This window comes from Paludibacter jiangxiensis (assembly GCF_001618385.1).
Classification (GTDB): domain Bacteria; phylum Bacteroidota; class Bacteroidia; order Bacteroidales; family Paludibacteraceae; genus Microbacter; species Microbacter jiangxiensis.
In genome coordinates this window covers 428,091-439,807 of sequence record NZ_BDCR01000003.1, presented here as the reverse complement: position 1 = coordinate 439,807, position 11,717 = coordinate 428,091, and the positions used below count along the sequence as shown (strand labels likewise).

Sequence of the window (11,717 nt, the reverse complement as noted above, 5' to 3'; positions counted from 1 at the left end):
GTGTCAGAAACTAAGGTTGAAGGGCAAGTTTTATTACTTGCCCAATTGTGCTGTAACCTGGTTAACTACATTTTCTGCAGTGAAACCAAATTCTTTATCCAATACTTTGTAAGGAGCAGAGTATCCGAAATGATCCAAACCAAATACTTTGCCATTTGCGCCAGCCAGACGTTGCAATGTAGAAGGCAGACCTGCTGTAAGACCGAATACCGGTGTGGAAGCAGGAATTACTTCGTTACGATAGCTTTCGTCCTGGTTGAAGAATAAACCTTCAGAAGGTGCAGAAACTACCTGAACTTCGATGCCTTTTTCTTTCAGGAACGGAACAGCTTCAATCAAAGTTGCAACTTCAGAACCGTTGGCAACCAAAATGATGTCAGCTTTAGTGGCTGGTTTGTAAACGATATAGGCTCCTTTTGCTGCTTGCAAAGCTGATGTGTAGCCGTTTTCAGCAACAAGGTTTTTGATATTTTGACGAGACAAAATCAAACCAGTTGGGGTACATGTATTTTCGAGCGCTAATTTCCATGCAACGGTTGTTTCGTCAGCATCGGCCGGACGAAGCACCAACATACTGTTTTTGCCGTGGTGGTTTTTCAACTGTTCCATCAGGCGGATTTGAGCTTCCTGTTCAACCGGTTGGTGAGTAGGACCATCTTCGCCTACGCGGAAGGCATCGTGTGTCCAAACGTATTTTACTGGTAATTGCATCAAAGCAGCCATACGTACGGCAGGCTTCATATAGTCAGAGAAAACAAAGAATGTTCCGACAGCAGGAATAACCCCTCCGTGGAGAGCCATACCGTTTGCAATAGCAGCCATTGTCAATTCGCATACACCAGCCTGGAAGAATGCACCTGAGAAATCACCTTTGGTGAAGGCGTGTGTCTTTTTGAGGAAGCCGTCTGTTTTGTCAGAGTTTGACAAATCAGCTGAAGCAACGATCATGTTTTCTACCTGACTAGCAAAAGCTGCCAATACTGTTGAAGATGCTGCACGTGTAGCCTGATCGGCTTTCTGTGCAATAGCAGCAAAGTCAACTTTAGGAGCCTCTTTCGAGAAGAATTTAGCCAATTTTTTAGCCAATTCAGGATTTTCCTTTTCCCATGCTGCTTGTTGAGCTTTCTTTTCTGCAGCGATTTTTACCAATTCGGCTTGACGTTTTGCGTAGAGTTCTTCAACTTCAGGGAAGATAACGAATGGGTTTTCAGGATTCCCTCCGAGGTTTTGAATTGTTTTTTCGTATGAAGCACCGCCTTCGCTCAATGGCATACCATGAGTAGCGCATTTGTTTTCGAAGCTGCTTCCGTCCGCAGCAACGGCGCCTTTACCCATGATGGTTTTACCGATAATCAGGGTAGGACGTTCTGTTTCAGTTTGAGCTTTTGTTAAAGCTTCGCGAATCTGAGCGGCATCGTTACCAACGATTGTAATAACATTCCAGCCCCAAGCTTCGTATTTTTTTGCAGTGTCTTCTACACTAACTTCGCTTACAACTGTAGAAAGCTGAATGTCGTTAGAGTCATAGAACATGATCAGGTTGCTCAGTCCGAGAGTTCCGGCAATACGACCTGCACCCTGAGAAATTTCTTCCTGAACACCACCGTCAGAAATAAAAGCATAAATTTTGTGGCTCATCCAGTTGCCAAAACGGGCAGCAAGGAAGCGTTCGGCGATAGCAGCACCGATAGCCATTGTGTGGCCCTGTCCGAGAGGACCTGATGTGTTTTCGACACCACGTTCAACATCCACTTCGGGGTGACCCGGAGTTACACTGCCCCATTGACGGAATTGTTTCAAATCTTCAAGTGAATATTTGCCGGTAAGAGCCAATACACTGTAAAGCATCGGCGACATGTGACCCGGATCAAGGAAGAAACGGTCTCTGTTGATCCATTGAGGATCGCTAGGATCGTAAGTTAAGAATTCGCTGAACAATACGTTTACGAAGTCTGCGCCTCCCATTGCTCCGCCCGGGTGACCTGATTTGGCCTTTTCGACCATACTTGATGCCAAAATACGAATGTTATCGGCTGCTTTGTCTAAAATGGATGTTGTGCTCATAAGTGTTTTTATGTGTTGATATTTGTGTTTTTTTATTCTTCTTCTTCGTTGTAGATGCCTATTGATTTTCCATATTCAAATTCGCCTTCCAGCAACGATTGGACTTCTTCTTCTGAAAGATTAACCACTTTATCTTTTTTGATTGCTTTCATGACAAACAGCAACATGTCATCTTCGTCAATGGAAGCTTCTTCGGTAGAATTTTCTTCTATCAGCCCATTGGCCTCATAAAAATCGTAGATAACATCCAAAATGTAAGCGATGTCATCTTCGGTTACTTTTGCTTTGAGTTCCTGAGGTATGTATTTCAAAATGAATGCAATGGCTTCATCGTCGTCAAATTCCGGAAGGTCATCAATTTCTTTCATAATAGTAAGTTTTAGAGTTATCGGATTTGTGTTTTGTTTTGTGTCGTTTTTTTTGTTTCTCAGAGCGAGTCGGAACAGAATTTCTTCCTCGCAAAATAAACAACAAATTTAATGCGAAAAACTTCTTTCATTTCAATGATTTAGCCGGATACTGACGGCTATGAAATGACAAGAAGTTATTCAAATGTGTGATTTTGAGGTTGTAAAGATAATGATTTTTATCTTTACAACCTAATCTTATGTTCGGGAAAACCTCGTAATTACATGTCTTATTAAAGCAAATACTGGCTACTGATTGATTCGTTGTTGAATACTTTTTTGATGGTGTCAGCAAACAGATCGGCAACGGATAACACTTTTACTTTGCTGCAATTTCCGTTGTATGGAATTGAGTCGGTAAAAATGATCTCTTTCAATACAGAGTCTTCGATGCGTTGAGATGCCGGGTCGGACATAATGGGGTGGGTGACTACCGCTCTTACCGATTTTGCGCCATACTCCATCATCAGTCCTGCTGCCTTTGTCAGTGTGCCGGCGGTATCAACCATGTCGTCAAGGATGATCACATTTTTGCCGGTTACTTTACCGATAATCTTCATGTCGCTTACTTCATTGGCTTTTTCGCGCAATTTGTAGCAAAGTACCATTGGCGATTCCAGGTGCTTAGAGTAAGATCCTGCGCGTTTTGAACCACCCACGTCGGGGGATGCAATCGCTAAATCTTCGATCTGAAGCGATTTGATGTGGGGGACAAAGAGGGTTGACGCATAAAGGTGATCAACCGGTACATTGAAGAAACCCTGAATCTGATCGGCGTGGAGATCCATTGTGATAAGGCGGTCGATACCGGCAGTACTCAAAAGATCGGCAATCAGTTTTGCACCGATTGAAACACGGGGTTTGTCCTTTCTGTCCTGGCGAGCCCATCCAAAATAGGGAATTACAGCAATTACTTTATAAGCCGAAGCTCTTTTTGCTGCGTCAATCATCAATAAAAGTTCCATCAGGTTGTCTGATGAAGGAAAGGTTGATTGTACAAGAAATACATAACAACCACGGATTGATTCGTCATATCTGACGGCAAATTCGCCGTCGGCAAAACGGGTGGTCGTCATTTTTCCCAGTTCACAGCCAAGGCTCTGACAGATTTGTTCGGCCAGATAGCGGCTGCTTGAGCCCGAAAAGACTTTGTATGAGTCTGCTAAATGCATGTGTGTGATTTTTTGTAGGTGGTGAAAATTGATGTTACAAAGTTATATAGAATTTGCAATTAATCCTTGGAATTATATTGTTTTGTTCATGGTAACGAAGAAGGAATGATAAAGCAGTCAATCTCTGTAAATGATTCATGCTGAGAATGGCATAAAAAAAAGGTTTACACGCAATAGTGTAAACCCTTTATTTTAAAGTACCCGGAGGGGGACTTGAACCCCCACAGCCGTGAAGCCAAAGGATTTTAAGTCCTTCGTGTCTACCATTCCACCATCCGGGCATCCTTTTGAGCGAAAGACGGGACTCGAACCCGCGACCCCGACCTTGGCAAGGTCGTGCTCTACCAACTGAGCTACTTTCGCAATCATTGTTCTTTTTTGTCGAATAGAAAGAGCTCTTTTGAGAAGCTCAATGCATATCTGTTTTGCGGTGCAAAGATAAGGATTTTTTTTAGTCCGGAAATATTCGGGCTGACTTTTTTTCTAAAAAACATTTCGGAAATTTTGAGGCGGTAAAATGTCCGTTTTTTTGAAATTTTGGAGGATGTTTTATATAGGCAGGAGGCTTTACGTCTCATTTTCGCAACAATATCTATCAAAAAGGTAGTATGTGTTTCAAAAATGCAATGATTTGATGCAATTTTTGCAACCTGTTTCACGTAAACGGGATACCTTTGTTTTCATAATACTAGGTGGTCTTATATTAATAATTTTAGGTTCAGCGATAGGGATAAGTTTTTTTAAGCAAAAAGGAAAGTGTGGTTTATTTCGAATAACTCGAATATTCCACACTTTTATTTTTCTTCTAATACCTGCATTTTTTAGCTCCGACCATCATCGGGTTGAGCCTGGCTGCGTTGTTTCCTCCAAAGCTGGTAAGAATTAACTATGTTCTGCCACAAAACATAGGCTCCGGGTCCTATTGACGAGATTGGATCAAGGTACGATAATGCCATCCAGATAGTCAACACCGTATTCTTTTGTCCCAGTCCTTGTCCTCCCGTGACCGTTTTGTCATATCGTTTGCCGATTTTTCTTCCTGCCAGAAATTGTCCTATACAGATAAAAAATGTAGAAGCAGCCATTATTATTTCAACAGCATAATTATCCGCAGGCTGTTTCATGATAAACGAAACGGTTTTCCCCACAACAATTGTAAGAGCCAGCGCCCACAGATAGAATGACCATCCATGCAACGCTTGTATTTTTAATTTGACTTTAGGAGCGAGTTTTTCTAATGTAAAAGCGAATACTAAAGGAAGGATCAGCAGAGGAAATACCTCTTTCAGAATATAGAGGAACGACTCGAAAAAAGTGAAATTTGAGTGTTCTCCGATAAATGAAAAAATTATTGGTGCGAATATAGCGACACATAAGTTGCTGAGAATGCTATAAGCGGTCAAACTCGCAACGCTCCCCCCTAACATGCCGGTGATTACGGCAGCGGAAGTGGCTGTAGGCGCTAAAACACAGATCATTGATCCTTGAGCAACCAGAGGATTGAACCCTCTCAGGGTCAGATATACAGCAATACTCCCGAATAACTGAATGGCCAGCAGAAAGAAGTGAAATTTTTCGAACCGGAGCTCTTTGATTGATAGTTTGCAATAGGTGATAAAAAGCATTGCAAAGATCAGGTAAGGGGTGATGAATGATAATTCTGTAAAAAAACGATAGAAGATAATGCCAATACACATGGCAATGGGAAGCATGTATGATTTTAAAAATCTGGTCATTGTGGGTGTTGTGGATGGACGTGATATGTGGTTGCAAAGCTACAAAAAGAGTGCTGTATACAAAAACGACCGTTTTGCTCATATACAAAACGGTCGTCTGTTTTTATCAGAATTTTCTATTGAATAGGAATATAGCGTACGAATGCTTCAATTGCTTCGTAGGCAGCCAACCCTAATTCGTTGTAGAAGGCCGCCGTTGCACGGTTTCTTTCTTCGGAACGTTGCCAGAAAAGGCGTTCGTCGTTGCCTAAGAAGGGCGCACTTTCCATTTGAGACTGGTGTTTGAGAATTGCATTTCGTTTCGAGCGCAGTTCTTCGGGACTCAGAGGAACTGCCATTTCAATATGGTCAATTTCCCATTCCATCCATGCACCACGATACATCCAGATGCGGCAGTCCTTGAACCAGACTTCGTTTTTCAGATCGTCGATGGCTGCAAGTACAGCATCAAGGCAAACTTTGTGCGTTCCGTGCGGATCGGCAAGGTCACCTGCTACGTAGATCTGGTGAGGTTTGAGTTCTTGTAAAAGTGCTTTTACGATCTCGATGTCGGCCTGAGAAATCGGGTTCTTTTTGATGGTACCGGTTTCGTAAAAAGGCAGATTCAGGAAATGTACATTTTTTGAAGATACTCCGACATAACGACAGGCAGCCTTGGCTTCGCCCCGTCTGATCAGGCCCTTCATGGATAATATTTCGGAAAGGGGAATTTGACCTTCTTTTCTGACCAGAAACTTCGATTGTATTTCGTAACGTGCTTTCAGATCTTTGTTGTCGGGTTCGAACATTTCGATGTACCCTTTTACAAAAGAGAGGAAACGGATGATTTCGTCATCGTTTACAGCAATATTCCCCGACGTTTCGTATGCCACATGCACTTCGTGATGTTGGTCTACAAGGCGTTTCAGTGTTCCGCCCATTGAGATTACGTCGTCGTCAGGGTGCGGACTGAATACAAGTACTTTTTTAGGGAACGGAGTAGCTCTTTCCGGACGATACGTGTCGTCTGCATCCGGTTTACCACCTGGCCATCCGGTAATTGTATGCTGAAGATCGTTGAAAATCTTTATGTTACAATTGTAAGCAGATCCGAAGATGTTGAGTAATTCGCTAAGGTTATGTTCCGAATAATCTTTGTCGGTCAGTTTTAATATGGGTTTGTTTACCTGTTGGCACAGCCATACAATGGCACGGCGAATTAATTTGTCGTCCCAATCGCAGGAAGTTACCAGCCAGGGTTTGCTTATTCTGGTCAATTCTCCGGCTGCGTGAATGTCAATGACAAAAGAAGCGTTGTTGTGAAGTTGCAGGAACGATGCCGGAAATGCAACAGATGCCGGTTCTTCAATAGCAGTGCGTACCACAGCCGACTTGTCTTCACCCCATGAAAGCAATACGATACGTTTCGCTTTCATTATTGTGCCAATGCCTAAGGTAATCGAGCTTACAGGAGGTTCTGAAAAGCCAAGATGGCGAGCAGCTTCCTTGCGCGATTCGCTGTTGAGCATGATCAGTCGGGTAGTAGAATTCAGTTGTGAACCAGGTTCGTTAAACCCAATGTTACCTCCTCTGCCAATTCCCAACAGCTGAAGGTCAATGCCTCCCAATGCGTTGATTTTTTCTTCAAACGCTTTGCAGTGTGCCATCACATCTTTACGGTCGATGGTCGCATCCGGCGAAATGATATTGGCCGGATCAATGTCGATGTGATCGAGCAGCATCTCTTTAATGCGTGATAAGAAGCTTTTATCCATAGCTTTGACTAATGGATAATACTCGTAAAGATTGACTACTGCCACTTTTTTGAAACTTAACCCTTCTTCTTTGTGAAGGCGTACCAGTTCCGAATACAATTCGATGCCGGCTCTGCCGCCGGTGAGGCCTAAAACGAACAATTCTCCCTTGCTGTTTTTCTCTTTCATCAACCCCACAATTTCCGCAGCCACTTTTTTAGAGCCACGCAAAGCATCGTCAAAAATTTCCACAGGAACCTTTTCAAAACGCGTTAAAGCAGCCAATTCGAAGGCATCGGTAGGCCGGTAATAGCGTTCAGGGATCCGGTTCAGTGTAATTTGTGAACTTAGATTTGTTCTCATAGCTAATGTTTATAAAAATATTTGATGGTAATAATACCCTTGCCTGATAAACCCGTCGGTTTATAAAAAATCCCGGACTTTATGGAGGAAGCCCGGGACTTTGATCTTAAATAACGCCTTGTGCCATCATGGCTCGCGCAACTTTCATGAATCCGGCAATATTTGCCCCTTTCATGTAGTTGATGTAGCCATCGGGCTGTCGACCGTAGTGTACACATTGGGTATGTATGCTTCCCATTATCTGATGAAGCTTGGCGTCCACCTCTTCGGCAGGCCATCCCAAATGCATGGCATTTTGCGTCATTTCAAGTCCCGAAGTAGCAACGCCTCCAGCGTTGACTGCTTTTCCCGGACCGTATAATATCTTATTTGCAATAAACAAGTCTATTGCTTCAGGGGTGCAGCCCATATTGGATATTTCACCAACGCAGCGTACTCCATTTGCAATCAGATGTTTTGCATCTTCTTCATTTAATTCGTTCTGAGTTGCGCAAGGCAGCGCAATGTCAGCTTTGACTTCCCACGGACGTTTGTTTGGTACGAAAGTTGCTCCAAATTGTTCGGCATAAGGTGCCACAACGTCGTTGCAGGAAGCACGTAATTCAAGTAAATAGTCTATTTTGTCTCCCGAAACTCCATTCGGATCGTAAATATAACCATCAGGACCGGAAATTGTTATCACTTTTGCTCCAAGCTGGTTGGCTTTCAGTGCAGCGCCCCAGGCTACGTTGCCAAAACCGGAGATTGCAACGGTTTTTCCTTTCAGCGAATCGCCGGCTGTTTCAAGCATTTGTTGTACAAAATACAATCCGCCAAAACCGGTAGCTTCCGGACGAATCAAAGATCCTCCGTATTCGAGACCTTTCCCTGTCAAAACGCCGGTTACCGTGTTGGTGAGTTTTTTGTACATGCCGTTCAGGTAGCCGATTTCACGTGCTCCCACGCCAATATCGCCGGCCGGTACATCAGTTTCGGGTCCAATGTGTTTCCAAAGTTCCAGCATAAACGACTGGCAGAATCTCATCACTTCGGCATCCGATTTGCCTCTTGGGTTAAAGTCCGAACCTCCTTTTGCTCCTCCCATCGGAAGAGTGGTCAATGCGTTCTTAAATATTTGTTCGAAGCCCAGAAATTTCAAAATAGACAGGTTGACTGACGAGTGAAACCTGAGACCTCCTTTATAAGGGCCGATAGCGTTGTTGAACTGAACGCGATAACCCAGGTTGACCTGTACCTCGCCGTTGTCGTCAATCCAGGGAACTTTGAACGTGAAAATCCGGTCGGGTTCCACCAGACGTTCGGCTATTTTTGCCTTTTCGAACTCCGGGTGTTGGTTATAAACCTCCTCGATACTTAACAGCACTTCGTGTACTGCTTGCAAATATTCATGTTCGCCGGGGTGTTTTGCTTCCAGCGAATGCATCAGTTTTTCTATATCCATGGTGTGATATTTTTGCTGCAATTTTAAGCATTCTCGGAGCAGAAAACAACTTTTCGAACTGTTATTTGGTAATTTTATGTATTAAATATGCCAAAAATATGTATCTAAAATGTAATTCGGCCAAATTGAAACGAAGGTCATTTATCAATCTGATAGTGTATGTTTTAATTCAATGGACGTGTGACTATATATGCGTGATAATACGTTCACTTTGTATGACATTTAAGAGTTTTTGAAAAATGCAGGTTAGTGTCGGTCATTTACCCAGTAACAAGATCAAAGTGCCGGTTATGACACCTGCAAGACAAATAAATTTGACTTTAATGTTCTTTTCTCTAAAGACAAAAGCTCCGATTGAGAATGATACTACAACTCCGGCTCTTCTAACAGTAGAAAGAAGCGATATCATGGCATCGGGATCGGAGAGTGCAAAGAAATAGACGAAGTCGGCCAGGGTAAGAAATACCGAAATGCCGATAATCGAATATCGCCACTGAAACGGCGTCGATGTTTTACGTTTGGGATACCAGAGAAACAACGTGATGATACCCATTATAATAGCCTGGTAGAAAAGGTAATATACCTGAACTCCCACCCGGTTGAATTCTCTCATCAGAAACTTGTCATAGAGTCCGCTGGCGGCTCCCGTAAGCGCTGCTAAGATAATAAAAAAGACCCATTTATTGTTGTGGAAAACCACGCCTTCTTTTTTTCCAACCATCGAAAAAAGGTAGAATGAAATCAATGTTACGGATACTCCAATCCATTGATAAGGGGATAATCTTTCCGAAAAAATGACCAACGCTCCGAGTAGCGTCCAGAGTGGTCGTGTGGCTTCAATCGGTGTGACAATTGTGATGGGCAGGTGCTTCATTGCGAAGTAACCAAACAGCCACGAAGACAACACCAATAACGATTTCAGTAAGATGTAAAAATGCGCTCTGCCATCCATTGGCGGAACATACAGCAGCGTGCCTTTCATCGTGTCGGGCAAGTAGTGCGACAATACCGGCAGCGGAGATAAAATAAGACAGGAAATAACGATGGACGAAAAAAGTACCGGAATAACCGCGTTTTTTTGAAGCGAAACCTTTTTTGCAACATCGTAGATGCCTAATAAAAGTGCAGAGAGTGCACCCAATAATAACCACATAATCTTTTTGTTTTAAGGGCTATTCCGTCGATTTCATCATCGAAAGAGATAGCCTGTTTGCCTGAATAACTATTTAAACACGTTTTCGCCGGCTGCCTGCCAGCTGTTGATACCTTTCTCAAGGTTGAGGATGCTGACAAATCCGAGTGTCAGTAATTTTCCGGAAGCTACCACACTGCGGTGCCCGGAGCGGCAATAGACCATCACGGCTTTGGTTTTGTCAAATTTTGAAACTTTAGCGTCAAAATCGGGGTCGTTAACCGGGATGTTGACTGCATTTTTCAGATGTCCGGCAGCAAACTCTTCCGGTGTTCTGACGTCGAGCAGCGTGACTGACGGATTTTTTGCCAGATACTCTTTGAACTGACTGACCGATAAATCGGTTCTGCCTTTTTGGTTTTGTTGTGCATTCAGGCTCAAAGCACAAATGAACAGCAAAATGGAGGCTGTAAAGAAAGTTATTATTCGACTCATGATTGTTGGTGTATAAAAAAACTGCCCCGGCACGAATGCTGAGGCAGTTTTATATTAGCTAATTTTGAGATTGAGAATTCCAGTATTCCATTTCTTTCGGGACGCTCATTTAAGATAATCTTGAATCATTGGAATCTTGAATTCTGAAATCTTCTTATTTGCATGCCTCGGCGATAGCAACGGCAACAGCAACGGTTGCACCAACCATTGGGTTGTTACCCATTCCGAGGAAGCCCATCATTTCAACGTGAGCAGGAACGGAAGAAGAACCGGCAAACTGAGCATCACCGTGCATACGACCCATAGTGTCGGTCATACCATAAGAAGCAGGACCAGCAGCCATGTTGTCGGGGTGAAGAGTACGACCTGTACCACCACCTGAAGCAACAGAGAAATATGGTTTGCCAAGTTCGTTGCATTCTTTTTTGTAAGTACCTGCAACAGGGTGTTGGAAACGTGTTGGGTTAGTTGAGTTACCTGTGATGGAAACGTCAACGCCTTCAGCGCGCATGATAGCAACACCTTCGCGAACGTCGTCAGCGCCATAGCATTTTACTTTAGCACGAAGACCTGTTGAATAAGGTTTTTCTTTTACAACGTTCAACGCACCCGAAGCATAGTCAAACTGAGTTTGTACGTAAGTAAAGCCGTTGATACGAGAGATGATCATAGCGGCATCTTTACCCAAACCGTTCAAAATAACGCGCAAAGGATTTGTACGTACTTTGTTTGCCATTTCAGCGATTTTGATAGCACCTTCAGCAGCAGCGAAAGATTCGTGACCTGCTAAGAATGCGAAACATTGTGTTTCTTCGCGCAACAAACGAGCGCCGAGGTTACCGTGACCGATACCTACTTTACGATCATCGGCTACAGAACCGGCGATGCAGAAAGATTGCAAGCCGATACCGATTGCTTCTGCAGCATCAGCAGCAGTTGTGCAACCTTTTTTGATAGCGATGGCAGCGCCTACTACGTACGCCCATTTTGCATTTTCGAAGCAGATAGGCTGAGTTTCTTCACAAATTTTGTAAGGATCAATGCCCTTTGCATCGCAGATAGCCTTAGCTTCGTCGATGTCTTTGATTCCGTATTGATTGAGAGCCGCATTTACCTGGTTAATACGGCGGTCGTAACTTTCAAATAAAGCCATAATTTTTGTTCGAATTAAAAA

The 11,717-nt window shown here is 43.3% G+C and carries 9 protein-coding genes and 2 tRNA genes; all 11 read right to left on the bottom strand.

Features of this window, described 5'->3' with window-relative positions; all coding sequences use genetic code 11:
• Positions 1 to 33 precede the first annotated feature (33 nt).
• A complete protein-coding gene (locus tag PJIAN_RS08335) occupies positions 34 to 2,064 on the bottom strand; it encodes a transketolase family protein (RefSeq protein ID WP_068703962.1) in 2,031 nt (676 codons plus the stop codon).
• Positions 2,065 to 2,096: 32 nt separating this feature from the next.
• Positions 2,097 to 2,432, bottom strand: a complete 336-nt coding sequence (locus PJIAN_RS08330) for a hypothetical protein (protein WP_068703960.1) — start codon at positions 2,430 to 2,432, stop codon at positions 2,097 to 2,099.
• Positions 2,433 to 2,704: 272 nt separating this feature from the next.
• Positions 2,705 to 3,643 (bottom strand): ribose-phosphate pyrophosphokinase, encoded by a 939-nt coding sequence (locus PJIAN_RS08325; protein ID WP_068703958.1) that lies wholly within the window; start codon positions 3,641 to 3,643, stop codon positions 2,705 to 2,707.
• A gap of 198 nt (positions 3,644 to 3,841) precedes the next feature.
• Positions 3,842 to 3,924 (bottom strand) — tRNA-Leu (locus PJIAN_RS08320).
• Between the two features lie 9 nt (positions 3,925 to 3,933).
• A tRNA-Gly gene (locus PJIAN_RS08315) sits at positions 3,934 to 4,006 on the bottom strand.
• 458 nt (positions 4,007 to 4,464) lie between these two features.
• A complete protein-coding gene (locus PJIAN_RS08305) occupies positions 4,465 to 5,379 on the bottom strand; it encodes a bile acid:sodium symporter family protein (RefSeq protein ID WP_068703955.1) in 915 nt (304 codons plus the stop codon).
• Positions 5,380 to 5,495: 116 nt separating this feature from the next.
• The gene (locus tag PJIAN_RS08300; protein ID WP_068703953.1) at positions 5,496 to 7,475 is read right to left on the bottom strand and encodes a glucosamine-6-phosphate deaminase; all 1,980 of its coding nucleotides are present in this window, start codon (positions 7,473 to 7,475) and stop codon (positions 5,496 to 5,498) included.
• 106 nt (positions 7,476 to 7,581) lie between these two features.
• The gene (gene gdhA / locus PJIAN_RS08295) at positions 7,582 to 8,916 is read right to left on the bottom strand and encodes an NADP-specific glutamate dehydrogenase (protein WP_068703951.1); all 1,335 of its coding nucleotides are present in this window, start codon (positions 8,914 to 8,916) and stop codon (positions 7,582 to 7,584) included.
• Positions 8,917 to 9,172: 256 nt separating this feature from the next.
• Positions 9,173 to 10,069, bottom strand: a complete 897-nt coding sequence (locus PJIAN_RS08290; protein ID WP_068703949.1) for a DMT family transporter — start codon at positions 10,067 to 10,069, stop codon at positions 9,173 to 9,175.
• Between the two features lie 69 nt (positions 10,070 to 10,138).
• Positions 10,139 to 10,543, bottom strand: a complete 405-nt coding sequence (locus tag PJIAN_RS08285; RefSeq protein ID WP_084252333.1) for a rhodanese-like domain-containing protein — start codon at positions 10,541 to 10,543, stop codon at positions 10,139 to 10,141.
• A gap of 154 nt (positions 10,544 to 10,697) precedes the next feature.
• Positions 10,698 to 11,696 carry a GGGtGRT protein gene (locus PJIAN_RS08280; RefSeq protein ID WP_068703947.1) on the bottom strand — a complete coding sequence of 333 codons (999 nt, stop codon included), beginning with the start codon at positions 11,694 to 11,696 and terminating at the stop codon, positions 10,698 to 10,700.
• Positions 11,697 to 11,717: the final 21 nt, after the last annotated feature.

Bases quoted from the DNA above. Each gene is read 5' to 3' on its own strand.
- PJIAN_RS08335 (WP_068703962.1), bottom strand. From the start codon at position 2,064: ATGAGCACAACATCCATTTTAGACAAAGCAGCCGATAACATTCGTATT.
- PJIAN_RS08330 (WP_068703960.1), bottom strand. From the start codon at position 2,432: ATGAAAGAAATTGATGACCTTCCGGAATTTGACGACGATGAAGCCATT.
- PJIAN_RS08325 (WP_068703958.1), bottom strand. From the start codon at position 3,643: ATGCATTTAGCAGACTCATACAAAGTCTTTTCGGGCTCAAGCAGCCGC.
- PJIAN_RS08305 (WP_068703955.1), bottom strand. From the start codon at position 5,379: ATGACCAGATTTTTAAAATCATACATGCTTCCCATTGCCATGTGTATT.
- PJIAN_RS08300 (WP_068703953.1), bottom strand. From the start codon at position 7,475: ATGAGAACAAATCTAAGTTCACAAATTACACTGAACCGGATCCCTGAA.
- gdhA (WP_068703951.1), bottom strand. From the start codon at position 8,916: ATGGATATAGAAAAACTGATGCATTCGCTGGAAGCAAAACACCCCGGC.
- PJIAN_RS08290 (WP_068703949.1), bottom strand. From the start codon at position 10,069: ATGTGGTTATTATTGGGTGCACTCTCTGCACTTTTATTAGGCATCTAC.
- PJIAN_RS08285 (WP_084252333.1), bottom strand. From the start codon at position 10,543: ATGAGTCGAATAATAACTTTCTTTACAGCCTCCATTTTGCTGTTCATT.
- PJIAN_RS08280 (WP_068703947.1), bottom strand. From the start codon at position 11,696: ATGGCTTTATTTGAAAGTTACGACCGCCGTATTAACCAGGTAAATGCG.